This window comes from Allobosea sp. TAF32 (genome assembly GCF_052113585.1).
GTDB lineage: Bacteria > Pseudomonadota > Alphaproteobacteria > Rhizobiales > Beijerinckiaceae > Allobosea.
This window is the reverse complement of record NZ_JBFRDM010000011.1, coordinates 1-22166: the sequence shown is the minus strand read 5'-3', so window position 1 is coordinate 22166 and position 22166 is coordinate 1. Positions and strand designations below refer to the sequence as shown.

General features: G+C 66.5%; 23 protein-coding genes. 14 read left to right on the top strand and 9 right to left on the bottom strand.

The window, feature by feature from the left end; all coding sequences use genetic code 11:
• The first annotated feature begins 34 nt into the window (after positions 1 to 34).
• The 3 genes from AB4Z16_RS23470 to AB4Z16_RS23460 all read left to right on the top strand — a co-directional run bounded on the left by AB4Z16_RS23470 (position 35) and on the right by AB4Z16_RS23460 (position 1859).
• Positions 35 to 466: a c-type cytochrome gene (locus AB4Z16_RS23470; RefSeq protein WP_441513739.1), complete on the top strand. Its 432-nt coding sequence runs from the start codon at positions 35 to 37 to the stop codon at positions 464 to 466.
• A 188-nt stretch (positions 467 to 654) separates the two neighbouring features.
• A complete protein-coding gene (locus AB4Z16_RS23465) occupies positions 655 to 1584 on the top strand; it encodes a c-type cytochrome (RefSeq protein ID WP_441513868.1) in 930 nt (309 codons plus the stop codon).
• Entirely contained in the window at positions 1530 to 1859 is a 330-nt protein-coding gene (locus AB4Z16_RS23460) for an HAD family hydrolase (RefSeq protein ID WP_441513867.1), read from the top strand. The genes AB4Z16_RS23465 and AB4Z16_RS23460 overlap by 55 nt, the downstream gene beginning before the upstream one ends.
• An 88-nt stretch (positions 1860 to 1947) precedes the next feature.
• Here AB4Z16_RS23460 and AB4Z16_RS23455 read toward each other — a convergent pair whose 3' ends face one another.
• The 4 genes from AB4Z16_RS23455 to AB4Z16_RS23440 all read right to left on the bottom strand — a co-directional run bounded on the left by AB4Z16_RS23455 (position 1948) and on the right by AB4Z16_RS23440 (position 6020).
• Positions 1948 to 3117: a GGDEF domain-containing protein gene (locus AB4Z16_RS23455; RefSeq protein ID WP_441513738.1), complete on the bottom strand. Its 1170-nt coding sequence runs from the start codon at positions 3115 to 3117 to the stop codon at positions 1948 to 1950.
• A 189-nt stretch (positions 3118 to 3306) separates the two neighbouring features.
• Positions 3307 to 3927: a helix-turn-helix domain-containing protein gene (locus AB4Z16_RS23450; protein ID WP_441513737.1), complete on the bottom strand. Its 621-nt coding sequence runs from the start codon at positions 3925 to 3927 to the stop codon at positions 3307 to 3309.
• 120 nt (positions 3928 to 4047) lie between these two features.
• Positions 4048 to 4971, bottom strand: a complete 924-nt coding sequence (locus tag AB4Z16_RS23445) for a DMT family transporter (protein WP_441513736.1) — start codon at positions 4969 to 4971, stop codon at positions 4048 to 4050.
• 269 nt (positions 4972 to 5240) lie between these two features.
• A complete protein-coding gene (locus AB4Z16_RS23440) occupies positions 5241 to 6020 on the bottom strand; it encodes an SDR family oxidoreductase (protein ID WP_441513735.1) in 780 nt (259 codons plus the stop codon).
• Between the two features lie 142 nt (positions 6021 to 6162).
• Between AB4Z16_RS23440 and AB4Z16_RS23435 the strand changes: the two genes are divergently transcribed.
• A complete protein-coding gene (locus AB4Z16_RS23435) occupies positions 6163 to 7068 on the top strand; it encodes a UDP-2,3-diacylglucosamine diphosphatase (RefSeq protein WP_441513734.1) in 906 nt (301 codons plus the stop codon).
• Positions 7068 to 8171: a glycosyltransferase family 4 protein gene (locus tag AB4Z16_RS23430; RefSeq protein WP_441513733.1), complete on the top strand. Its 1104-nt coding sequence runs from the start codon at positions 7068 to 7070 to the stop codon at positions 8169 to 8171. Before AB4Z16_RS23435 ends, AB4Z16_RS23430 begins: the two co-directional genes overlap by 1 nt.
• Here AB4Z16_RS23430 and AB4Z16_RS23425 read toward each other — a convergent pair.
• Positions 8107 to 9900, bottom strand: coding sequence for a cation:proton antiporter domain-containing protein (locus tag AB4Z16_RS23425; RefSeq protein WP_441513732.1), 1794 nt, complete (start codon positions 9898 to 9900; stop codon positions 8107 to 8109). The genes AB4Z16_RS23430 and AB4Z16_RS23425 overlap by 65 nt on opposite strands.
• 212 nt (positions 9901 to 10112) lie before the next feature.
• Between AB4Z16_RS23425 and AB4Z16_RS23420 the strand changes: the two genes are divergently transcribed.
• Positions 10113 to 10958, top strand: coding sequence for an AAA family ATPase (locus tag AB4Z16_RS23420; RefSeq protein ID WP_441513731.1), 846 nt, complete (start codon positions 10113 to 10115; stop codon positions 10956 to 10958).
• Here the strand turns inward: AB4Z16_RS23420 and AB4Z16_RS23415 are convergent.
• On the bottom strand, positions 10933 to 11559 hold the full coding sequence (locus AB4Z16_RS23415) for a hypothetical protein (RefSeq protein WP_441513730.1): 627 nt from the start codon (positions 11557 to 11559) through the stop codon (positions 10933 to 10935). The genes AB4Z16_RS23420 and AB4Z16_RS23415 overlap by 26 nt on opposite strands.
• A 184-nt stretch (positions 11560 to 11743) precedes the next feature.
• Here AB4Z16_RS23415 and AB4Z16_RS23410 point away from each other — a divergent pair, with 184 nt between their 5' ends.
• From AB4Z16_RS23410 to AB4Z16_RS23375, 8 genes are all read left to right on the top strand, one after another.
• Positions 11744 to 12214 (top strand): DUF2975 domain-containing protein, encoded by a 471-nt coding sequence (locus AB4Z16_RS23410; RefSeq protein ID WP_441513729.1) that lies wholly within the window; start codon positions 11744 to 11746, stop codon positions 12212 to 12214.
• Positions 12215 to 12223: 9 nt separating this feature from the next.
• Entirely contained in the window at positions 12224 to 12448 is a 225-nt protein-coding gene (locus AB4Z16_RS23405) for a helix-turn-helix domain-containing protein (protein WP_441513728.1), read from the top strand.
• A gap of 51 nt (positions 12449 to 12499) precedes the next feature.
• Positions 12500 to 13015: a SixA phosphatase family protein gene (locus AB4Z16_RS23400; protein WP_441513727.1), complete on the top strand. Its 516-nt coding sequence runs from the start codon at positions 12500 to 12502 to the stop codon at positions 13013 to 13015.
• A gap of 13 nt (positions 13016 to 13028) precedes the next feature.
• On the top strand, positions 13029 to 14474 hold the full coding sequence (locus tag AB4Z16_RS23395) for a YcjX family GTP-binding protein (RefSeq protein ID WP_441513726.1): 1446 nt from the start codon (positions 13029 to 13031) through the stop codon (positions 14472 to 14474).
• A gap of 27 nt (positions 14475 to 14501) precedes the next feature.
• Positions 14502 to 15515: a YcjF family protein gene (locus AB4Z16_RS23390; RefSeq protein ID WP_441513725.1), complete on the top strand. Its 1014-nt coding sequence runs from the start codon at positions 14502 to 14504 to the stop codon at positions 15513 to 15515.
• 175 nt (positions 15516 to 15690) lie between these two features.
• Positions 15691 to 17088: a flagellar hook protein FlgE gene (locus AB4Z16_RS23385; protein ID WP_441513724.1), complete on the top strand. Its 1398-nt coding sequence runs from the start codon at positions 15691 to 15693 to the stop codon at positions 17086 to 17088.
• Positions 17089 to 17147: 59 nt separating this feature from the next.
• Positions 17148 to 19019, top strand: a complete 1872-nt coding sequence (flgK, locus tag AB4Z16_RS23380) for a flagellar hook-associated protein FlgK (RefSeq protein ID WP_441513723.1) — start codon at positions 17148 to 17150, stop codon at positions 19017 to 19019.
• A 7-nt stretch (positions 19020 to 19026) separates the two neighbouring features.
• Positions 19027 to 20544, top strand: a complete 1518-nt coding sequence (locus tag AB4Z16_RS23375) for a flagellin (protein WP_441513722.1) — start codon at positions 19027 to 19029, stop codon at positions 20542 to 20544.
• Positions 20545 to 20637: 93 nt separating this feature from the next.
• On the opposite strand, the gene flaF is transcribed toward AB4Z16_RS23375, so the two are convergent.
• The 3 genes from flaF to AB4Z16_RS23360 all read right to left on the bottom strand — a co-directional run.
• On the bottom strand, positions 20638 to 21009 hold the full coding sequence (flaF, locus tag AB4Z16_RS23370) for a flagellar biosynthesis regulator FlaF (protein ID WP_441513721.1): 372 nt from the start codon (positions 21007 to 21009) through the stop codon (positions 20638 to 20640).
• On the bottom strand, positions 20993 to 21385 hold the full coding sequence (gene flbT / locus AB4Z16_RS23365; RefSeq protein ID WP_441513720.1) for a flagellar biosynthesis repressor FlbT: 393 nt from the start codon (positions 21383 to 21385) through the stop codon (positions 20993 to 20995). Before flbT ends, flaF begins: the two co-directional genes overlap by 17 nt.
• Before the next feature lie 52 nt (positions 21386 to 21437).
• Positions 21438 to 22166, bottom strand: a 729-nt coding sequence (locus AB4Z16_RS23360) for a flagellin (protein ID WP_441513719.1), incomplete at its 5' end; no start/stop codon positions are given.

The window sequence follows — 22166 nt, the reverse complement described above, 5'->3', positions numbered from 1 at the left end:
CACTCGGCACTGGCTCGTCTCAAAGGGAAACTGAATGATCCGCACCGCTTTTGTGCTCGCCGGCCTTGGGCTTGGCATCACCGCCGTCCTGGCGCAATCAAATCCCATCGCGGAGCGCCAGCAGGCGATGAAGGCGCTCGGCGCTGCCACGCGCGAAGGCGCAGCTATGGCCAAGGGCGAAGCCCCCTTTGACGCCACCAAGGCGCAGGCCGTCTTCAAGACCTATGCCGACACAGCGAAGAAGGTGCCGACCCTCTTCCCCGACAGTTCCAAGACCGGCGGCGAGACCACTGCTTCGCCGAAGATCTGGGAGGACCAGGCCGGCTTCAAGGCGGCCTTCGTGAAGTTCGAGAGCGATGCCGCAGCCGGCGCGAATGTGGCTAGCCTCGACGGCTTCCGCACCGCCTTCGGCGCGGCGACCAAGAATTGCGGCGCCTGCCACGAGGCCTATCGCATCAAGAAGTGAGGCCTCTGCCCGAGCGGAGAGCCGGAAGCGGGCGCCAAAATTGGCCGCCCGCTTTTTCATGACCTCGTTTCCCGGCTTGCGGCAGCCGTCGCGCTTGCGCCACGTTACAACTGTCGCGGTTCGAAGCTGGCGGCCGCCCAGGCCGACTGAACTGCCCTGCTGATTGCGCCTTGGAGATGCCGATGCTGATGCTGCGCCGCCTATTCGTCACCCTGGTCGTGCTGGCGGCGCTCGCTTTCGCCGGCTTCTACGTCCTCACCGACCCGCGCGTGGTCTCGCCTTCGCCAGAGATCGGCGCGCTGCCGGCTGCGGATATCGAGAACGGCAAACTGCTGTTTTCGGCGGGCGGATGCGCCTCCTGCCATGCTACGCCGGGCCAGGACGACAAGCTGAAGCTCGGCGGCGGATTGGCGCTAACCTCCCCCTTCGGCACTTTCCATGCGCCCAATATCTCGCCGCATACGCGCGACGGCATCGGCAATTGGGGCGTGCAGGACTTCGTCGATGCGATGGCGGCCGGCGTCTCGCCGCGCGGCCAGCATCTCTACCCGGCTTTTCCCTACACGTCTTATCGGCTGATTCCGCCGAGGGCGCTGGCCGATCTCTTCGCCTATATCCGCACGCTGGCACCGGTGGAGGGCAGGGCGCCGCCGCATGAGCTGCCGTTCCCCTTCAATATCCGCCGCATGGTCGGCGGCTGGAAGCTGCTGTTCTTCGAAGGCGCGCCCTTCCGGCCCGATCCGTCGAAGAGCGAGGCCTGGAATCGCGGCGCCTATCTCGTCAACGGCCCCGGCCACTGCGCCGAATGCCATTCGGCCCGCAATGTGCTCGGCGCGATCGTGCCGGCGACCCGCTTCGCCGGCGGTCCGGACCCGGAGGGCAAGGGCTGGGTGCCGAACATCACCCAGTCCGAGAATGGGCTGGCGAAGTGGTCGAAGGAGGAGATCGCCGAGCTCCTCAAGACCGGCTTCACCCCGAGCTTCGACAGCGTCGGCGGCTCGATGGGCGCGGTGGTGCGCAACATGGCGCAGCTTCCCGACGCGGACCGCATGGCGATGGCGGAATATCTGAAGTCGCTGCCGGCGGTCGAAGGCCCGCCGCGACCGCAGACGAAGTAGCGGCGATCCGGCTGCTGGAGCAGCTGAAACCGATCAGGGCTGGCGGGGTGGAGCTTCACCTTGCCACGGTGCAGGAGTATGAGCGGGCGCGGCACATCTGGGAGGAGCTCGCGCTGAGAGACCGTTTCGACGGGATGCATTATGCGGCGGCGCTCGGCGCGGCCAAGCCGGATGCCCGGTTCTTCGCCGCAGCCCAAGCGGGGAGCGGCTTCCGGGCCGACGAGATTTTCTTCATCGACGACGAGCAGGCAAATATCGACGCGGCTCGGCGGTGAGGATGGAGCGCGGCTCTGTGGGACGGGAGCCGGCCGCTCGCCGCCCTGATGGCGGAAGCGGCCGAGCGCTCATAGCGAGGGTGAGACCCTAGGCGGCTTTGGCGGCCTGCCCGGGCTTGGCGCTCTCGATGCGGTTGCGGCCCTGCGTCTTGGCCCGGTAGAGCGCGTGGTCGGCGGCGGCGAGCAAGGCGACCAGATCGGCCTGCTGCGCCCTGGCCTCGGCAAGGCCGATGCTGACCGTCGCAGGAATTCCCAGTCCGTCGCTCTGCGCAGCTTTCTCGGCAAACCGCTGTGCGATGCCCTGCGCGATCGCGCGCGCCTCCTCGCCGTTCCTGTTCGGCAGCAGGATCGCGAATTCCTCGCCGCCGAGGCGTGCGCTGATAGCCTCGGGCCCGGCGATGTCTTTGGCGATGTTAGCGAAGAGTCTCAGAACGCGGTCGCCCGCCTCGTGCCCGTAGCGGTCGTTGATGGCTTTGAAGTGGTCGAGATCGATGGCAAGCAGGGAGTGCGCGGCGCCCGTGTCGTGACGGCTGAGGCTTCTGGGCGCGAGTTCGAAGAAACCCTGGCGGTTGTTGAGCCCTGTGAGGAAGTCGGTGCGGGTCGTCGCGAGCAGGCGCGCGCGATCTTCCTCGCGCACGAGCGCCAGCAGCGACATCGACATCGCCACGGCAAAGAGCACTGCCTCGTACATCGTGATCGCCGCGACGGTGGCCAGGATATTGTCGCCATGGATCGCCGCCAGGACCGGAACGACGAAGGTGCGGCCGAGATAGAACAGGCTGTGGCCGGCGAAAACGGCGATTACGATCGGGCGAGAGCGCAGTCTTCTGGCAGTCCGGCTACGAAGCAGTGCGAGCGCGTTGACCGCGCAGACGACTGCGATGGGAAATGCGCTGACATGGTTCCAGAGCAAGGCTGCCGCGCCAGTCCCGGCGGCGAGCCAGGCAGCGCCGATGGCCGCTAGCAGGCTGGCGATGAAGACGGGATGCAGTTTCCGGCCATCGAGCGCCAGGATTCCCTGGAGCACCAGCAGGTAGCCGAACATCATGACGATATTGGTCAGGGCAGGGCCGGATACGCCGGGAAGGGCGTTGCGGCTCATCGCCAGGATGCCGCCAGCGGCGAACACGGCATAGGCGGCGGCCCAGAGCCCGAGTTCGCGCGAGCGCTGCGCATGCGCCTTGCGCTCCCATAGGGTCATCGCGGCGGCGACGAGCAGCGTGCCGGTCGTCAGATACCAGAGGGTTGCAAGATCCATCGGTATCGCCGTCAGCAGCACCTGCGTTCGGTTTCAGTCATGATCGAACGCTCCCAGCTCCCCAGCCCGGGCAATCTGGGGCAGATAAGTTAATTACAGCTTGTGGGAACGCCGAGGAAACCGTTCGCCGGTCACGTCATTCACAACGGAGGCCGATGGCCAGCCGCGGCCTGCTCAGGCCGCCGCGTGCTACTCCATCACCGCAGCCTTGAGGATGCAGACCATCAGGGCATTGCCAGGCTCGTTGCCGACGCAGCGGACGACGTGGCGCCGGTCGCAGCGGTAGCGCAGGGTTTCGCCGGCCTTGGCGCGCTGGACGATGTCGCCGACCTCGACTTCGAATTCGCCTGACGTCACCGAGAGCGACTCGATCGAGCCGCGCTGGTGGCCCTCGGAATCGAGCTCGCCGCCGGGCTCGGCAGTGACCTCGTACCATTGCAGCCATTCGACGGTCTTGATCCAGCCGACAATGGCGAGACGGAGCTTGCCATCCTCGGAAACGAGGATGGGCGTGTCGGCGCGGGTGGTCTTCTCGATGAAGGGCTCTTCCTCCCCGCTGGAGAGGACGCGTTCGATCGAGATGTCGAGCGCCTGCGACAGCCGCCAGATCGTCGCGAGCGTCGGGTTGGTTTCGTTGCGCTCGATCTGGCTGATGATCGACTTGGCGACGCCGGACTGCTCGGCGAGGTCCGAGAGCGAGAAGTTATAGGCCTTGCGCAGGCGCTGGATCGTTTTGCCGAGCTGGCCCGAGATCACCTGAGCCCCGGATTCAAGCTCCCGCCCGCCGCGCTCTTTCGTCTCGATTCCCATGAATTCGGCCCCTTTCGACTGTGAGGCCGTTTGTAACGGCGGACGATCGTTTGAACAAGCGAACAATGCCGAAGACTGCCTTCGGCCCGGACTGGGGGGGATGGAGGCAGCGTTCGACGCTCAGGTGATGCGGCTGGGGCCGACCTCGCGCTGCTCGCGTCGGGCGAGGCCGAGCTGGCGCTCGCGCAGGATCACATAGATGCCGGAACTGATGACAATGAAGGCGCCGATCACGATCGCCGGCGCCGGCCATTCGCCGAACCAGAACCAGCCGATCGCCACCGCCCAGAGCATGGTCGAGTATTCGAAGGGCGCGATCAGCGAGGCGTCGCCGTAGCGATAGGCCTGCACGATCAGGATCTGGCCGAGCCCGCCGAGGATGCCGATGAGGACCATCATGGCAGCATCCTTGAGATCGGGCAGGTTCCAGCCGAGCAGGATGGTGGAGAGGCCGAGCAGGCTGGTCAGCAGCATGAAGTAGAAGACGATGGCGCCCGTGCGCTCGGTCTGCGTGAGGAGCCGGACCTCGACCGAGGCAAAGGCCGAGCAGAAGGCGCCGGCGAGGCCGAGCGCGGCGCCGATCGCAGCGTTGCCGCCGACCGGGTGGCTGCCGGCGCCGAGATGCGGCGAGAGCATGATGACGACGCCGACGAAGCCGATCGTCACCGCCGTCCAGCGATAGATGCGCACCTTCTCCTTGAGCACGAGCGCGGCGAGCACGACCACGGCGAGCGGCGCGGCATAGCCGATGGCGACCGCCTCGGAGAGGGGCAGGAACTGCAGGGCCGCGAAGCCGCAGAACATGCCGGTGGAGCCCATGATGCCGCGCTTGAGATGGCCGCGCAGATTGCCGGTCTTCAGCGCCGCCGGCAGCTCGGATCGCCAGGCGAGCCAGATGAGCAGCGGAATCATCGCGAAGAAGGAGCGGATGAAGACGATCTCGCCCGTCGGATAACGCGTCGAGATCGACTTGATGCCGGCAGACATCAGCGTGAACGCCAGCGCCGAGATCAGTTTGAGGGTGATGCCGAGAAAAGGAGACAACGGAGCGCGCGGCGGGAGGGCAGGAACGGTTTCGGTCGAAACCGTTCCTCCTTAGACCATGTCGAAGCCGGGAAGCGAAGCGTGAACTCTGCAGCCCGGCCCGGTGCCCGGCGCACGACGCTTCAGTTCGGAGTCCGAACGGGACAGGCGTCATTCTCGGGCGAAGCGAAGCTTCTACCCGAGAACCTCTCGCCGGCAAAGGTGCAAGAGACTTCGTGTCACGAGATGCCCGGGTCAAGCCCGAGCATGACGGAGCCCGGCGGCGCGGCTCAGAACGTGCCGCGGAAGGCGCCACCGTCGATCAGGAAATTCTGGCCTGTGATGTAGCCGGCGTTGGTACTGGCGAGAAAGGCGCAGAGCTTGCCGAACTCGTCCGGCGTGCCCAGGCGCCCGGCCGGGACCGCAGCGAGGCGTCTCTTGGTGGCTTCCTCGATGCTGATGCCCTGCATCTCGGCGACCTTGTTGGTCGCGGTCTTGATCCGGTCGGTGTCGAAAACGCCCGGCAGGATGTTGTTGATGGTGACATTGGCATGCGCGACCTCGCGCGCGACGCCGGAGAGAAAGGCGGTGAGGCCGGCGCGGGCGGCGGAGGAGACGTCGAGACCGGTCAGAGGCGTGACGACGCTCGCCGAGGTGATGTTGACGATGCGGCCGAAGCGCCGCTCGATCATGCCGTCGATGACGCGCTGAACCAGCTCCAGCGGCGTCGCCATGTTCTGCACGACGCCTTCGAGCAGGCCCTCGCGCGTCACCTGGCGGAAGGGCTTCGGCGGCGGGCCGCCATTGTTGTTGACGAGGATGTCGGGGTTGGGAGCGGCTGCCAGCAGAGCATCCTGGCCGGCCTTGGTCGAGACGTCGGCGACGACGGCGATGACCGTCGCACCGGTCCTGGCACGGATCTCGCTGGCGGTCGCTTCCAGGGTTGCTGCGTCGCGGCCGTTGATCACGACCGTGCAGCCGGCGTCGGCGAGAGCTTCGGCGCAGCCGCGGCCGAGCCCCTTGCTGGAGGCGCAAACGATGGCCGTGCGGCCCGAAATTCCAAGATCCATCAGATTCCTCCGTAAGCTCGGCAGGCTGCCGTCACGCGGCCGCTGGTCGGCAAGCCTGACCATGGATTGGACGCGCCGTCATCAAAGCGCAACGCAAATCAGACACACGCCCGGAGCATCGCAACAGCGGGGGCTCTCCGGAATGGCCGACGAGGACGACGCGAAGCAGGTTCGCAGCATCTTCATCTCGGATCTGCATCTGGGGACGCGCGGAGCGCAGGCCGATCTCGTCCTGGAGTTCCTGCGCGCCTACGATGCGCCGACCATCTATCTCGTCGGCGATATCATCGACGGCTGGCGGCTGAAGAGTGGCTGGTACTTCCCGCAGGCGCATAACGATGTGGTCCAGAAGCTGCTGCGCAAGGTGCGCAAGGGCTCGAAGCTGATCTACGTCACCGGCAATCACGACGATTTCCTGCGCGATTTCACCGGGCTGCAGTTCGGTGGCATCACCCTCGTCGACGAGATCGTCCATGAAACTGCGGACGGCAAGCGACTGCTCGTCATCCATGGCGACCTGTTCGACCTCGTGGTGCGCAACGCCAAATGGCTCGCCCTGCTCGGCGACTGGGCCTACACGGTCGCGCTCGGCCTCAACATGGTGATCAACAAGGTTCGGCGCGTCCTGCGCCTGCCGCATTGGTCGCTCTCGGCCTGGGCCAAGCACAAAGTCAAGAACGCCGTGAACTATATCGGCGAGTTCGAGACCTGCCTCGCCAGCGAAGCGCGCCGCCACAATGCTGATGGCGTGATCTGCGGCCATATCCATCATGCCGCCTATCGCGAGATCGAGGGGCTGACCTACATCAACACCGGCGACTGGGTCGAAAGCTGCACGGCCTTCGTCGAGCATCATGACGGACATTTCGAGCTGATCCGCTGGCCGCAAGGCCGTCTGAAGGGCGAAACGGCAGTGCCGGTCGTCGTGCCGACCCGCCCTGTCGGCGTGCCGGAGCTCGCCGAGGCCGCCCGGAGCAAGCTCCAGCCTTTCGAGCTGGCGCGCATTCTTGGCGTTCAGCCGGAAACGGCCGAGCGGAAAGCGCGCTGATGCGCGTCCTCGTCGCGACCGACGCCTGGCGCCCGCAGATCAACGGGGTCGTGCGCTCGCTGGAGCGGATGATCGCCGCGGCGCCGGATTTCGGCGTGACCGCGCAGGCCCTGACGCCGGAGGGGTTCCACCAGATCGGCCTGCCGAGCTATCCCGACATTCGGCTGGCGCTGGCAACGCGGCGGGCGCTCGCGGCGCGGGTTGCCGAATTCGGGCCGGACCATGTCCATATCGCGACGGAAGGGCCGATCGGCTGGCTGACGCGGGCGGTCTGCCTTGCCCAGAAGCGCCCGTTCACGACCAGCTATCATACGCGCTTCCCGCAATACATCGCCGCCCGCTGGCCGATTCCGGAGAGCTGGAGCTATCGGCTGCTGCGCCGCTTTCATGATCCTGCTGCCGCGGTGATGGTCTCGACGGCGACAGTGGAGGACGAACTGCGCCTGCACGGCTTCCAGAATCTGGTGCGCTGGGGGCGCGGCGTCGATCTCGGCCTGTTTCATCCGCGCCCGCAGAGCGTGCTCGATCTGCCGCGGCCGATCTTTCTCAGCGTCGGGCGCGTGGCGGTGGAGAAGAATCTCGACGCCTTCCTGTCGTTGCGGCTGCCGGGCAGCAAGGTCGTGGTCGGCGATGGGCCGGCGCGGGGCGATCTCCAGCGCGCCTATCCCGACGTGCATTTTCTCGGCGTGAAGGAAGGCGAGGAGCTGGCCGCGATCTACGCCTCCTCCGACGTCTTCGTCTTCCCGAGCCTGACCGACACTTTCGGCATCGTGCTGCTGGAAGCGGCGGCAAGCGGCTTGCCGGTCGCCGCCTTCCCGGTTCAGGGGCCGCGCGATGTCTTCGCCGGCAGCGGCGCTGCCGTGCTCGACGAAGATCTGCGAAGCGCCGCGATGCAGGCGCTCAGGGTGCCGCACGAGACCTGCCTCGAGCTGGCCGCCCGATACAGCTGGGCGAACAGCGCGGCGCAGTTCTACGGCCATATCAGGCGCGTGGCGCAGCAGGCCGGCTATCTGCCGCGCGAGGCGGGCGCTGCCAACTTCACAGCCTTCGCGAGCGGGCGTGGCGCGGAAGGGCGGGGGCTTTCGCGGCGCCTGCCGGCTTGAGCTGGGCACGGAAACCGTCACGCCGCTCGTGGACCGAGGCGATGACGAGGCCCATCGGCACGCCAAGACCGACCAGCGCCGCTTCAGACAATTGCAGGCTCGCCTCGATCGTCTCAGGCACGGCATCGTTGACGCCGATCTCGTAGAGATGGCGGGCGTGGGTCGCATCGCGAGCCCGGGCGACGATGACGATGTCGGGACTTAGCATGCGGGCGGCCTGCACGATGGCGTCGACGGCGCGCGCATTGTCGATCGTCACGATCAGGGCCGTCGCTTCCTCCAGGCCGCAGAGGCGCAGGAATTCCGGCTTGCTCGCATCGCCATAGAAGGCGGGCCGGCCGGCGCGGCGTTGCGCGGTGATCAGCGCGGCATCCGAATCGACGACGATGTGGGACTTGCCGTGCTCATCGAGCATCGAGGCGACGAGCCGGCCGACGCGCCCGCCGCCGACGACGATCGCGCGCGGCGCATGGTCGGTGGGAGGCAGCACCGTCGCTTCGTCGGGCAGGATGACGGGAGGGGCCAACTTCTGCGCGAGATGGCGGGCCATCCGGGCAAGCAGCGGCAGCGCGATCATGGTCAGCGACACGGCGGCGAGCGCTATGCTGGTTGCCCGATGGTCGATGAGCCCCGTGCCGGTCGCCGCATTGAGCAGGACGAAGGCGAATTCACCGCCCGGCGCGACCATGATCGCGGTCTCGAGCGCCGTCGCCGCCGACAGCCGGAAGCGGCGGGCGAGGAGGAAGATGATTGCGGCCTTGGCCAGCACGAGGCCGGCGGCAATCGCCAGGATGGCGCCGGGATTGGCCGCGATCTCGGCCGGGTTCACGCTCATGCCGACGGTGAGGAAGAAGACGCCGATCAGCAGCGATTTGAACGGGTCGATCGTGACTTCGATGGCGCGGCGGAACTCCGTTTCGGCGAGCAGAAGCCCGGCGATGAAGGCGCCGAGCCCCATCGAGAGGCCGGCCGCCGCAGCGATCAACCCGGTGCCGAGCGCGGTCAACAGCGTTGCTGCCATGAAGCTCTCGGTCGACTCGGTCGAGGCGACGAGGCGGAAGAGCGGGCGCAGCGCCAGCCGGCCGATGACGATGATGGTGGCGATGGCGGCGAATGCCTGGACGAAGGCCTGCGCCAGGCCCACAAGCAGCGAGCCTGAGCCGTTCTGCGCGTCGAGCACGCTGATCAGGAAAAGCAGCGGGATGACCGCAAGGTCCTGGCAGAGCAGGATCGCGAAGCTCGTGCGGCCGGCCGAGGTCGTCATCCGCCTCTTGGCGGCGAGCAACTCGACGACCATCGCTGTCGAGGAGAGGGCGAGGCCGAAGCCGATGATGAGGGCCGCGGCGGCAGGCTGGCCGAACGCATAGGCGACGAGTCCGATGACCGCCGCGCTGAGGCCGACCTGGCCGAGGCCGAGCCCGAACACGAGGCGCCTCATCGTCATCAGGCGCTCGAAGGAAAGCTCCAGCCCGATGACGAAGAGCAGGAAGGCGACGCCGAGCTCGGCCGGGCCGGCCAGCGCCTCCGCGTTCGAGACTGTGACCTTGCTCAGCAGCGGAAGCTTGGCCGCGAGGCCGCCCAGCCCATAGGGGCCGAGCAACGCGCCGCAGGCGACGAAGGCGATGATCGAGTTGACCCGGAGGCTCTTGGCGAGCGGCACGATCACGCCCGCCGTCGCGAGCACGACGACGGCGTCCTTATAGACGGAGGGATCGACGGTTCCGGCCAAAGGGTGACCCTGCGATTCGAACGAGCAGAAATGGTCCGGCAATTCTTGCGTTTCGCGGCGGCGCAACACAACCTTGGAATCGCGGTGGCCGAGAGAAATTTGCCTTACCTGTCGAGCCTTTAGGCAAATGGGTCGATATCGCCAAAAGAATAGCGGTTTCCGCTATCGGCCGGGATGCGCTAGCGTCCGCGGCTCGATCAGAAGGACTGTCCATGCGCTTTGCCGGCACCGAGAATTACGTCGCGACCGAGGATCTCACCGTCGCGGTGAATGCAGCGATCCGGCTGGAGCGCCCGCTGCTGGTGAAGGGCGAGCCGGGAACCGGCAAGACGGTGCTGGCGGAGGAGGTGGCGGCGGCGCTCGGCGCACCGCTCATCACCTGGCACATCAAGTCGACGACCAAGGCGCAGCAGGGCCTCTACGAATACGATGCGGTCAGCCGCCTGCGCGACAGCCAGCTCGGCGACAGCAGGGTCTCGGACATCGCCAATTACATCAAGCGCGGCAAGCTCTGGGAGGCCTTTGCCTCGCCGGTCCGGCCCGTGCTGCTGATCGACGAGATCGACAAGGCCGATATCGAATTCCCGAACGACCTGCTGCTCGAGCTCGATCGCATGGAGTTCCATGTCTACGAGACCGGCGAGACGATCAAGGCGGCGCAGCGGCCGGTGATGATCATCACCTCCAACAACGAGAAGGAGTTGCCGGACGCCTTCCTGCGGCGCTGCTTCTTCCACTACATCCGCTTCCCCGATGCGGAGACGATGCAGGCGATCGTCGAGGTGCATTTCCCCGGCATCAAGAAGCGGCTGATGGAGGAGGCGCTGCGGCTGTTCTTCGAGGTGCGCGAAGTGCCCGGCATCAAGAAGAAGCCCTCGACCTCGGAGCTGCTCGACTGGCTCAAGCTGCTCGTCGCCGAGGATATCGGGCCGCAGGTGCTGCGCGAGCGCGATCCGCGCAAGCTGATCCCGCCGCTGCACGGCGCGCTCCTCAAGAACGAGCAGGACGTCTCGCTGTTCGAGAAGCTCGCCTTCATGGCGCGGCGCGAGAGCCGCTGAGGCCGCTGACCGCGTCGCAGGGCGGGATCGCCGTCGCCAGATCGAGCTTGGGGTCGACGGAACGGACGGCCTCGCCCAGATCGACATCGCGGGTCAGCAGCACATAATCCTGCGTCTCCGACGTCTTGAGATAGCTCGTCATCGGGATCGGCTTGCCCGAGAGGTCGCCGAGCCGGCAGGCCTTTTCGGCCGCCATGGCAAGGCTGCCGCGATTGCCGCTGTTCTGCGGCCCGACGAACATCTCCTCCCGGAACGCGCTGACGCGCGCGGCATCGCCGTCGCTCAGCCTGAACACGGTGAAGCGGCGACCGGGCGCCGCCAGGACAGGCAGCTTGGCGAGCTCGCTTGCGTCGCGCACCTCCTCCAGCACGACCTTGCGCTCGTGGCGGCCGCCATCCTTGGGCAGGGCGACAATCGTCATGGTGACGCCGCCCGGGAGAGCGCGGATGTCGGCGGGCAGGCTTATGCCGGCCCGCAGATCGGCGAGCTGCGTCGTCCGGATATCGATCTTCGACAGCTTGGGCAGCGAGGTCAGCGGGACATGGCCGCAGGCGGCGAGCAGGCCGGCAAGGACGAGGCAGGCGGGTGGGGGGATACGCATGAGGGCTCTTCAGTGAATGCCTTTGACATTAAAAAATGAAGCTATTAGATTAATTTTGTCAACCGAGGGAATAGACATGCCGGCGTCGCCCCTGCCTGTGAGCGCGTTTTCCCGGGAGGCGGCCAGCCGCCTGCGCAGCGTCAGCCGATGGGCACGCGCCTTCAGCTATGCCGCAGGATTGCTCATGCTCTTCGGCCTCATCTGGCTGTGGACCGATGCGGAAGCGCTCGCTCGCCATGCCCGGAGCACAATCGGGATCGGGATCGACAATACCCCTGTCGCCCCTTCGGCGAGGGGCTACTGGGCAGCGTTCGCTCTCGCCTGGATCCCGGCGGGGCTTTTCATTCTGGCGATGCTGCGGCTGGGGGGCCTGTTTCGGGCGTTCGGAGAGGGCAGGGTTCTCGTCGAGGAGAACGCCTCGGGCCTGCTGCGCGTCGGCTGGCTTCTTGCTGGCTTCGGCGCCGCGACGCCGATCGTGCGCGCGGTGCAAAGCATAGCGCTGACCTTCGACAACCCCGCGGGCCATAGGCAGATCGCGATCATGCTCGATCCCGGCATCTTCGCGGCACTGGCTGCCGGCGCCACGTTGATCGCCTTCGGCCACGTGCTGCGGGAAGCGATCCGGCTGTCGGACGAGAATCAAAGTTTCGTGTAAGCCGACGCCATGCCCATCGTCGTCGAACTTGATGTCATGCTGGCGCGTCGCAAGATGCGCTCGAAGGAGCTCGCACAGCGAATCGGCCTGACCGAGCAGCAGGTCTCGCAGCTGAAATCGGGCAAGGTGCGCGGCATGCGCTTCGATACGCTGTCGCGGATCTGTGCCGTGCTGCAGTGCCAGCCCGGCGATCTGCTGCGCTATGAAGCCGGAGAGGAAACCGAGGGCGATTGAGCCCTCGCAAATCATCGGCGTCATCGCTACGTTCTTCCGATGCGACGCCTCATGCTTCTGCGCCACGCCAAGTCCCACTGGCCCGCCGGTGTGGCCGACCGGGACCGACCGCTGGCCACGCGCGGCCGGGAAGCTGCCCCCGTTATGGGGCGCTACCTCGCCGATGAGCTGCTGCTGCCGGATTTGGTGCTGATTTCGCCGGCCAAGCGCACGGTGGAGACTTGGGAGCTGGTGGCGCCGATGCTGCCTGAAAAGCCCGCAACACAGTACGAGCCGCGGATCTACGAAGCCAAGGTCGGGCGCCTCCTCGACGTGGTGCAGGACATCGAGGGCGACGTCCGCACCTTGCTGATGATCGGACACAATCCCGGCTTCGAGGAGCTGGCGCATCTGCTGACCGGCCATGGCGACCGCTATGCGGCGGCGCGGATGAACCAGAAATACCCGACCTGCGGCCTTGCCGTGCTCGACTTCGCCGTCGACGACTGGCGCGATGTGGCCGAGCGGGGCGGAAGGCTCGACCGCTTCGTCACCCCCGGCTCGCTGGGTGAGGGACCGGACGAGTGATGCCGGCGTCGTCGTGAGCGACACTTCCTATCTCGACAGCGCCCGCAGCGCTGCCCTGGCTTTCGGCGACAGCCTCCTCGGGCTGGCGCGCCCGCGTCTGCGGATCGGCGTCACCGGGCTTTCGCGGTCCGGCAAGACGGTTTTCACGACGGCTCTGATCCAGAATTTGATGGAAGGGGCGAGGCTGCCGGTGCTGAAGGCGGCGTCCGAAGGGCGGATCGCCCGCGTGCGCCTGGTGCCGCAGCCCGACCCGGAGGTGCCGCGCTTCCCTTACGAGGCGCATCGCGCTGCGATGACCGGTGCCGACAGGCGCTGGCCGGACTCGACGAAGCGCATCGCGGAACTCCGGGTCGAGATCGATTACGAGCGCGCGGCCGGCTGGTTCAAGGGGCCGGCGACTCTGACACTCGATATCGTCGACTATCCCGGCGAATGGCTGCTCGACCTTGCCCTGATCGGACAGGACTACAAGACATGGTCGGCGCAGGCGGTGGCCGATGCCCGCAAGGCCCATCGGCGCGCCGCCGCCGAGGCCTGGCTCGCGGATTTGCCGGCGCGCGATCCGGACGGGGCGCCGGACGAGCTGGTGGCCGAGGCGGCCAGCGACCTGTTCAAAAGCTATCTGGCGCGTCTGCGGGCCGATCCCGAGGCGGTGGCGGTGACCCCACCGGGGCGCTTCCTGATGCCGGGCGACCTTGAAGGCTCGCCGGCGCTGACCTTCGCGCCGCTCGATCTCGGCCATGATCGCGAGCCCAGGCCGGGCACGCTCGCCGCGCTGATGGCCGAGCGTTTCGAAGCCTATAAGCGCGTCGTCGTCACGCCGTTCTTCCGTGATCATTTCGCACGGCTCGACCGGCAGATCGTGCTGGTCGACGTGCTGGCTGCGCTCGATGCGGGGGCCCCGGCACTGGCCGATCTCGAGACTGCGCTGGGGCAGGCGCTCGCCGCCTTCTCGGTCGGCCGCAATTCCTGGCTTTCGAGCCTGTTCGCGCCGCGCATCGAGCGTGTGCTCTTCGCCGCCACCAAGGCCGACCATATTCACCACAGCAGCCATGACCGGCTGGCGGCGGTGATGTCGCATCTCGTCGGGCGGGCGGCGTCGCGGGCCCAGGGGGCCGGGGCGAAGGTGGAGTCGATGGCGCTCGCGGCGGTGCGCGCGACGCATGAAGTCAGAATCAAGCAGGGGCGCGAGGAATTCCCGGCCATCGCCGGCGTGCCGGAGGCAGGCGAGGAGATCGACGGGCAGATCTTCGATGGCCTCGCGGAAGCGGCGATCTTCCCGGGCGAGCTGCCGGAGCGACCTGAGGCGATCTTCGACCCGAAGGCGCATTGGCTGGTGCGGGCGCCGCGCTTCCGGCCGCCGCTGGCCGAGCCGGATGCGGGCGGACGATCGAAGCCGCCGCCGCAGATCCGCCTCGACCGTGCGCTGGAATTCCTCATCGGCGACAGGCTGGCATGAGGAGGCTGTCATGAGCAGATTCCGGCCATGACCAAGGCACCGCGCGCGGTTCGCCTCGACCAATCGGGGCAGGAGGAGATCGTCGGCGAGGGCACCATTCGGCGCGGCGATGTCGCGATCCTGCCCGAGAGCGAGCCGATCGACGCCATCGTCCCGGCCGCCGCCCCGGCAGCCCGGCGCGGCTTCTCCTGGGGTTCGCTATTCGTCGCGGGGCTTTCCGGGTTCCTGGCACTGGCGGCCGGCGTCTGGGTCGAGAACACGATCTCCGCGCTGATGAGCCAGAATCCGATGCTCGGCTATGCGGCGCTGGTCTGCGCCGCCGTCGCCGCGCTGGCGCTGCTCGTCATGCTGGCGCGGGTGCTGCGCGACATCCTGCGCGAACGGAAGGTCGAGGCCTTGCGCGAGCGCGCGACGCTGGCGCTCGCAGGCGGAACGCCGGATGAAGGCAGGGCGATCGCGGAGGAACTCGTCGGCCTTTACAAGAGCCGAACGCAGACGGCGCAAGGCCGTGCGGCGCTGCAGGAGGCGCTGCCGCAGCTCTTCGCGGCGCGCGACATGCTGACGGTGGCGGAGCGCAGCCTGCTCGTGCCGCTCGACGAGATGGCACAAGCGCAGATCGCGCAGGCGGCGCGGCGGGTGTCGCTGGTCACTGCGGTCAGCCCGCGCGCGCTGGTCGATGTCGTCTTCGTGCTGGTCGCCTGCGCCCGCCTGCTGCGTTCGATCGCCGGCATCTATGCGGGGCGGCCCGGCACGCTGGGCCTGCTCCGGCTGGCGCGGCAGGTGATGAACCATCTCGTCCTGACCGGCGGCATCGCGGCGGGCGATGCGGTGATTCAGCAGCTGGTGGGACAGGGGCTTGCGGCCCGGCTCTCGGCCAAGCTCGGCGAGGGCGTGATCAACGGCATGCTGACCGCACGCATCGGCCTTGCGGCGCTGGAGGTCTGCCGGCCGCTGCCTTTCGTTGAGGCGAAGCCGCCCACTCTTGCGGAGGTGGCTGGCGATCTGGCTTCCTGGCGCGCGGACAAGGCCTCCGGGAGCTGAGCCCGGCAGATTCTGCCGGCCGCAGGCGAATCTGCCCGGTCAGGACTGCCGGAAGACCCTTCGTAAACGATGTAACCCTCTGAAATAAAACGAACACCCGTATGGCATGCGCCATGCAGATCAAACCTCGAGTTGTGGGCTGCCCTTGGGGGGCGCCGGTCGAGGTGAGGGTTCCATGGGTGTTTTCAGTGCGCTGACGACAGCGGTTTCGGGGATGACGGCGCAGTCCTATGCGCTCGAGAACATCTCCGGAAACATCGCGAATTCGCGGACGGCCGGCTACAAGCGCGTCGATACCACCTTCGCCGATCTGGTGCCGGATGCGGCGCTCAACCGGCAGATCGCCGGCTCTGTCGCCGCCTACAGCCAATCGACCAATTCGATTCAGGGCGACCTCAATCCGACCCGCATCGACACCAACGTCGCCATCAACGGCGACGGCTTCTTCGTGGTCGATCAGCGTTCGAGCGGCGTCGGCGCCAACACGCAGTTCGCCAACAAGAACCTCTATACCCGCCGCGGCGATTTCGACTTCGACGCGAACGGCTATCTCGTCAACGGCGCCGGCTACTATCTCAAGGGCCTGAAGATCGACCAGGTGACGGGCCAGCTTATCGGCACCCAGCCCGACGTATTGCGCATCACCAAGGAGCAGTTCCCGGCCAAGGCGACGACCTCTATCGAGTATCGCGCCAACATCCCGGCCTATCCGAAGACGAACAATGCCGACAGCGCGGTTGCGGGCTCGGAGCTGCTGAGCTCGACGGGCTTTGCTTCCAATCCGCTCTCGACCACCCAGGGCGGCACCGGCGTGGTCGTCGGCAGCGACATGACGAGCTTCCTGAGCCAGTCGATCCCGGGCGGGTCGGTGACGGTCTACGATACGCTCGGCAAGGCGACCAGCGTGGAGCTGCGCTGGGCCAAGACGACCAACGCATCGGCTGGCCCGCCGCCGACGACCGACACCTGGAACCTGTTCGTCGCCGAGAACACCGGTGCGACCGGCGGCGCCGTCGCCTATCGCAATGTCAACAGCTCGATCACCTTCGATGCCACCGGGCAGATGACGAACCCTGCTGGCGGCAATATCGCGCTGCCGACGATGACGATCGGCGGGACCACGGTCACTGGCATCAACCTCACCACCGGGGGCAACGGCTTGACCCAGAACGGCGACGTCAGCGGCCAAATCGATGCGCGCAGCATCCGCCAGGACGGTTACACGGCCGGCACGCTGGATCGCGTCTCGGTCTCGGCCGAGGGGCAGGTGATCGGCACCTTCAGCAACGGTCAGGTCGTCGCGCTCGCCCAGCTCTCGGTGGCGCGCTTCAACGCCGACAATTCGCTGAAGCGGCTCGACGGCGGCGCCTTCGAGGAGACGATCGAATCCGGCCCGCCGATCATCGGGCTGGGCACCTCGCAGTTGGTCGGCGGCTCGGTCGAGCAGTCGAACACGGATATCGCCGACGAATTCTCGAAGATGATCGTCACCCAGCAGGCCTATTCGGCCAACACCAAGGTCATCACCACCGCGCAGGAGATGCTGACCTCCGTGTTCAACATCATCCGCTGAGCGACGCGTCCGGCTTGAAAGCGGCCCAGAAGGGCCGCGGCTAGCGACAGGAGTTGGCGATGGGTCTGAGTACTTCCCTCAACACGGCGATCGGCGGGCTCAATGCCACGCAACTCGGCATCGGCGTCGTTTCGCAGAACGTCGCCAATGCCGGGACGACGGGCTATGTCCGGCGGCAGGTCTCGACTGCCGACAGCCTTTCCGGGCTGACGATCGGCGTACAGAGTTCGCAGGTCCAGCGGCTGCTCGACAAGATCGTCCAGCATCAGCTCTGGCAGGAGTCCTCCGGCGCCGCCTATACCTCGACGCGGGCGAGCGCGCTTTCGAACCTCGACAAGCTCTATGGTGCGCCGGGCAGCGCGACCGCACTCGACACGATCTTCAGCAAATTCACCGGCGCTCTGCAGTCGCTGCAGAACGACCCGTCCTCGTACAGCCTGCGCTCGCAGGTCATCGACAATGCGACGCAGCTGGCCCGGCAGCTCAACACGCTCTCGAATGGCGTGCAGGCTCTGCGCGCTCAGTCCGAAAACAGCATCGCCAACGCCGTCACCAAGGTCAACGACCTGCTGGGTGCGCTGACCAAGGTCAATTCCCGCATCGTGGCGGCGCCGAACGACAGTTCGACGGCGACCCTGAGGGATCAGCGCGACCTGATCCTGTCCGAGCTCTCGCAGTATGTCGACATCAAGACGACCGAGGATTCGCGGGGCTCGGTCTCGGTCGTCACCGGATCGGGCACGCAGCTCTTCGACGGCCAGCCCTCCGTCACCTTCGGCTTCGACGAGCATAGCGGGCTCGGCCCCGACGATCAGTGGAACGCCGACCCGGCGAAGCGGGGCGTCGGCACCATCACGATGAAGGATTCGTCCGGGAACGTCTCGGACGCCATCGCGAACCGCGTCTTCCGCTCGGGCGAGATCGCCGCCAACATCGAGCTGCGCGACAAGACGCTGGTGCAGGCGCAGGCCCAGCTCGACGAAATCGCTGCGCAGATGTCGAAGGCGCTCTCGGACCGCGAGATCGCGGGCACTGCCGTGACGGCGGGCGCGGCCTCCGGCTTCGAGGTCGACACGGCCGGGCTGCAGTCCGGCAATACGATGACGCTCGACTACAAGGTGACGCCGGGCGGCCAGACCCAGCGCTTCACTTTCGTCCGCGTCGATTCCGCCGCCTCGCTGCCTTTGCCGGCCTCGGCAAGCGGCGATGCCAATAACCGCGTGATCGGCATCGATTTCTCCGGCGGCCCGGCTTCCGTCGCGGCGCAGATCCAGGCGGCCGTGGGCCCGGGCTTCACGGTCTCCAACACGGGCTCGGTGCTGAGCATCGTCGATGACGGCGCTGCCGGGACGCGCGACGTGATCGGCCTGACGTCGCGGCCGACCAACACAGCGTTGTCCGCGGCCGGCGGTACGCCGGAATTGCCCTTCTTCGTCGATGGCTCGGCGGGCGTCCCCTTCACCGGTTCCTATGACGGAGGGTCGCAGAGCGTCGGCTACGCCGCGCGGATCACGGTCAATCCGGCGCTGGTCGCGGATCGCTCGCTGCTCGCGGTGTACAACACCTCGCCCGCCACGGCGCAGGGCGACGTCACCCGTCCGAAGCTGATGCTGGACCGGCTGACGCAGAGCCAGCGCTCCTTCACCAACGCCGTCGGCCTCGACGGCAACAGCGCGACCTCGAACACGACGATCGGCAACTTCGTCCAGCGCGTGGTCTCTTCCCAAGGACAGGCGGTCGAAGCCGCCAAGCGTCTCGACGAAGGCCAGCAGGTCGCGCTCGCCTCGATCCAGAGCCGCTTCCAGGAAACCGCGCAGGTCAATGTCGACCAGGAAATGTCGATGCTGATCGAGCTTCAGAACGCCTATGCCGCCAATGCTCGCATCATCTCCACCGTCAAGGAGATGATGGACGTGCTGCTGAGAGTGTGAGCCCACCATGACCATCACCGCCTATGGAACCGGTGCCTATCGCGCGGCCAAGCCCAACGAATTCGTTTCGACCCGCGCGCAGTTCGACGATCTCCAGCGCCAGCTCGATACCAAGCAGCGCAGCACCAGCTATGGCGACCTCGGCATAGACCGGCGCGTCAGCCTCGATCTCAACGCCAAGATCTCCACGCTCGACTCCTGGCTGAGCGGCATCGATCTCAGCGCCGTGAACCTGAAACTGCAGACGACGTCGGTCGAGAACTTCGCAAAGCTTACCAGCGAGACGCGCAACGACACACGCTCCAACAGCTATGTGCCGAGTGCCAGCGGCCGGTCCTCGCCGCAGGTTCTGGCGGAGGAAAAGTTCAAGCAGTCCCTCGACCTGCTGAATATCGCGGTCAATGGCCGCTATCTCTTCTCCGGGAAGACCTCGGATACCCAGCCCGCGGCCGGCTTCGACGAGATCATCAATGGCGACGGCGCCGGCAAGGCGGGACTCAAGCAACTGATCGACGAGCGCCGGCAGGCCGATCTCGGTTCCGGGCTGGGACGGCTGACGGCCGGCGGCGCCGGCACGACGGCGACCATCGCCGAAGAGGCGACCGTTCACCCCTATGGCTTCAAGATCGCCGGAATTTCCGGTAGTTCGGCCGCGCTGGCGACGACGTTCAATCCCGGGCCGCCGGCGGATGTTTCCGTCAATGTCGCGTCGCAGCCGGCGGCAGGCGACACGGTTCGGCTCAAGCTCAACCTGCCGGACGGGACGCAGGAGGAAATCGTCCTGACCGCCCGGGCCACTGGAACGACCGGCTCGGACACCGATTCCTTCGAGATCGGCGCTGACCCCAACGCCACGGCGGCCAATCTGCGCAACTCGATCAATGCGGCTCTCGGCAAGGAGGCGAAGACGACGCTCTCGGCCGCCTCCTCGCAGGTCGCAGCCCAGGATTTCTTCGCCGGGAGCCTCAACAACCCGCCGAAGCGCGTGCCCGGACCGCCTTTCGACACGGCAACAGCACCGCCGACCAATGCCGGCGCCGCTGCGACGACGGTGATCTGGTATCGCGGCGATGACGGCTCCGATCCGGCGCGCAGCACCTCGACGGTCCAGATCGACCAGGGCCAGATCGTGGGGACGGGCGCGCGGGCGAACGAGGAGGCGTTCCGCGTCGGCCTCGCGCAGTTCGCGATCATGGCGGTCGAGAACTTCCCGGCCGGAGACGCCAATTCGCAGGCGCGCTACGAGGCAATGACGTCGCGCGTCAGCGAGAAGCTGGGTTTCGGCGGCAGCACCCAGAAGCCGGCGGAGATCATCACCGAGCTCGGCTCTGCCCAGACGGCGCTCGCCAGCGCCAAGGAGCGCCATCAGGGCACCAAGGACTACCTGACGACGACGCTGTCGGGCATCGAAAACGTCTCGACCGAGGAAGTCGCGACGCAGATCCTGTCGCTGCAGACGCAGCTGCAGGCAAGCTATCAGGTGACCTCGATCCTCTCCAAGCTGTCGCTGACGAACTTCCTCTGAGCCTTCCGCTCACTCCGACCTCAAACGGAAACGCCGCCCTTTCGGGCGGCGTTTCCGTTTCGGATTCTGGAGAACCCGGCTGGAACGGGCGTGTCAGCGCCCGCGCAGGCCGGCCGCGATGTCGCGGTTGATGTTGATCAGGATGCCGACGCCTTGAAGCTGCGGATCGGCCGCGAGCTTGAAAGTGTGGTTGAAGATGAAGTTGGCGAGGCCGAGAATGTTGTTCTTGATGCCGACCGGCAGAGGATTGTCCTCCGCGATCACGGCCGAGACCAGCAGGGTCCAGAGCCGGCGATTATACGTGAGAGCTTCCTCGAGCTCGCGCTCGCGTGCAGTCCAGTCGTCGGCGACGATCTGGAGGCGGGTGGCGGCCTTGATCAGGAGGGAGGCTTCGAGCTCGCGGGGAGAAACGACGGACTGGGCGGTCTTGGCGGCGGCGGCGTAGGCGTTAAACCCGTTTTGCATGCTCGATCAGTTCCGCTTCGTAGGCGATCAGCTTCTTGGCTGCCTTGAGGGCTTTGTACAGATCCCCGCTTAAGATGCGGTTATTGATCTCGTGAACATGCGGCAGAGCGCTGGGTGCGGCCTGGACGAAATCTCGCACGAGCTGGAAAAACACCTCGTGCTGAAGCGTGGGATCCTGGGCCAGATACATCAACTGGATCGCGAAATAGATCTTCTTGGCCGGGCTGTCTGCGGTCGTGGCCGTGAGAATGTCTTTCTCGCGCAGGATCGGGGCGTCGCCTTCGATGAAGAAGCGCGTGCGCTGCTCGTCGTTGCGGATCACCACCTGGCCGACGATGATCCGCTCGCGCGGCTTGAGCTCGACCTTGAGAGCCATGTTTGTCCTGCCTTCTGGCGGAGGGGAGGGTGGTGAACCTAACCCGAAGGCGTCAGCCGAAGAGGCGCAGCACGCCCTGGTCGGCCTGGTTCGCCAGCGAGAGCGCGGTCTGCGAGAGCTGCTGGCGGGTGTTGAGCGCGAGCAGGCTGGCGCCTTCGGCGTTCGAGTCGGCCGCTACGAGAGTGTCGGCGCCGGTCGTCAGCACGTTGGACAGTTCCTTGGTGAAGTCCTGCCGGGTCTGAGCGACCGAAAGGTTCGAACCCAGTGTCGAGGACAGCGACTTCAGCGAGGTCAGCGAGTTCGTCAGGGCCGCAGTGGCCTTGTCGAGATCGGCATCGTTCTGGAAGTTGAAGAACCCGGTGAGCTGGGTGTTGATCGCCTGGGAGATACCAAGGTTATCAGCGGTCAGCGTCGAACCCTGAATGTCCAGCTTGGTCTGATTTGTGCCGGTCTTCTCGTTGAAGACGATCGAGAGACGGTCACCCTGAAGAAGGTTGATGCCGTTGAAGCTGGAATCCTTGGCGAGCTTGTCGATCTGGTCGCGCAGGTCGTTGAACTGCTGGATGAGGTTCGAACGGACGGCAGAGGTGATGCTCTGGCCCTTGATCGCGCCGGCAGCCGTGGCGTCGGCCGCGACGAAGCCGATTGCGGTGTTGGCGCCGCCCGTCCCGGCATTGGTGATCGCGCCTGCGCCGTCGACGGCGGAGGAGCCGAAGCCGAACTCCACATCTTCCGAGCCGGTGCCCTTGACGTTGAGCTGGCCCTTCTCGTCGACGAAGGC

Coding starts and splice junctions, on each gene's coding strand:
- AB4Z16_RS23470 (WP_441513739.1), top strand. CDS start 35: ATGATCCGCACCGCTTTTGTGCTCGCCGGCCTTGGGCTTGGCATCACC.
- AB4Z16_RS23465 (WP_441513868.1), top strand. CDS start 655: ATGCTGCGCCGCCTATTCGTCACCCTGGTCGTGCTGGCGGCGCTCGCT.
- AB4Z16_RS23455 (WP_441513738.1), bottom strand. CDS start 3,117: ATGGATCTTGCAACCCTCTGGTATCTGACGACCGGCACGCTGCTCGTC.
- AB4Z16_RS23450 (WP_441513737.1), bottom strand. CDS start 3,927: ATGGGAATCGAGACGAAAGAGCGCGGCGGGCGGGAGCTTGAATCCGGG.
- AB4Z16_RS23440 (WP_441513735.1), bottom strand. CDS start 6,020: ATGGATCTTGGAATTTCGGGCCGCACGGCCATCGTTTGCGCCTCCAGC.
- AB4Z16_RS23435 (WP_441513734.1), top strand. CDS start 6,163: ATGGCCGACGAGGACGACGCGAAGCAGGTTCGCAGCATCTTCATCTCG.
- AB4Z16_RS23430 (WP_441513733.1), top strand. CDS start 7,068: ATGCGCGTCCTCGTCGCGACCGACGCCTGGCGCCCGCAGATCAACGGG.
- AB4Z16_RS23420 (WP_441513731.1), top strand. CDS start 10,113: ATGCGCTTTGCCGGCACCGAGAATTACGTCGCGACCGAGGATCTCACC.
- AB4Z16_RS23415 (WP_441513730.1), bottom strand. CDS start 11,559: ATGCGTATCCCCCCACCCGCCTGCCTCGTCCTTGCCGGCCTGCTCGCC.
- AB4Z16_RS23410 (WP_441513729.1), top strand. CDS start 11,744: ATGCTCTTCGGCCTCATCTGGCTGTGGACCGATGCGGAAGCGCTCGCT.
- AB4Z16_RS23405 (WP_441513728.1), top strand. CDS start 12,224: ATGCCCATCGTCGTCGAACTTGATGTCATGCTGGCGCGTCGCAAGATG.
- AB4Z16_RS23400 (WP_441513727.1), top strand. CDS start 12,500: ATGCTTCTGCGCCACGCCAAGTCCCACTGGCCCGCCGGTGTGGCCGAC.
- AB4Z16_RS23390 (WP_441513725.1), top strand. CDS start 14,502: ATGACCAAGGCACCGCGCGCGGTTCGCCTCGACCAATCGGGGCAGGAG.
- AB4Z16_RS23385 (WP_441513724.1), top strand. CDS start 15,691: ATGGGTGTTTTCAGTGCGCTGACGACAGCGGTTTCGGGGATGACGGCG.
- flgK (WP_441513723.1), top strand. CDS start 17,148: ATGGGTCTGAGTACTTCCCTCAACACGGCGATCGGCGGGCTCAATGCC.
- AB4Z16_RS23375 (WP_441513722.1), top strand. CDS start 19,027: ATGACCATCACCGCCTATGGAACCGGTGCCTATCGCGCGGCCAAGCCC.
- flaF (WP_441513721.1), bottom strand. CDS start 21,009: ATGCAAAACGGGTTTAACGCCTACGCCGCCGCCGCCAAGACCGCCCAG.
- flbT (WP_441513720.1), bottom strand. CDS start 21,385: ATGGCTCTCAAGGTCGAGCTCAAGCCGCGCGAGCGGATCATCGTCGGC.